Origin of the sequence: Vibrio sp. 10N.222.55.C6, from assembly GCF_041473395.1 — a bacterium.
GTDB lineage: Bacteria > Pseudomonadota > Gammaproteobacteria > Enterobacterales > Vibrionaceae > Vibrio > Vibrio crassostreae_C.
Window position 1 is genome coordinate 1 of sequence record NZ_JBFRSD010000839.1, and the last position, 655, is coordinate 655.

Annotated in this window: 1 protein-coding gene; it reads right to left on the reverse strand. The window is 43.7% G+C overall.

The genetic code is table 11. The features are described 5' to 3' along the window. The coding region (locus tag AB4486_RS26460) for an HlyD family secretion protein (RefSeq protein WP_372119731.1) at positions 1–575 on the reverse strand (575 nt) is incomplete at its 3' end. Between the last annotated feature and the right edge of the window lie 80 nt (positions 576–655).

The following is a 655-nucleotide window of genomic DNA, read 5'->3' on the forward strand; positions in this document are numbered from 1 at the left end:
TCTTTACCCATTTGTTTCTTAGCACGGTCAAGGTCAGCTTCTGCATTCACAACCGCCGCACTAGAGGTCGCTAATGCTGCTCGCGCTTTATCTGCATCTGATTTAGAAACGACACCTTTATCGGCCATCTCTAAAACACGCTTAGCTTGCAGTTTGGTATTTTGTCTTTCAACAATGGCTGAGGTGAGTTTCGCTTGTGCTGAAGCAATGCTCGCGGTTTGAGCACCGACATTTTGCCCAGCGATCTCTAAGTTTTGCTCAGCTTGTTGTACGGCGATGAGGTAATCAGATTCGTCGAGAATCGCAAGCTTATCGCCTTGATTAACGAGTTGGTTAGGTTGAACAAGAATATCGAGCACTTTACCCGACACCTCAGGCTTGATTGGAACGATATAGCCTTTTACACGAGCATTATCGGTAATAGGGATGATACGGTCTGAAATGACACTGAAGATCAGCATGAACGCCACGAACAACAATAAGTAGTTTGTGACCTTTCTTACTTTGTCTTTTCCGTTTTCTTGCTGGCCAACGTCTTCCTTGGCTTCTTGCGTATTCCCGTCGACTTCTGACATGGGACTCCCTTCTAGATAACTAACATCAACAAAATTAATACTTTAAAAATAAACCCAGCAATGGAAAACTCAAGTAAATG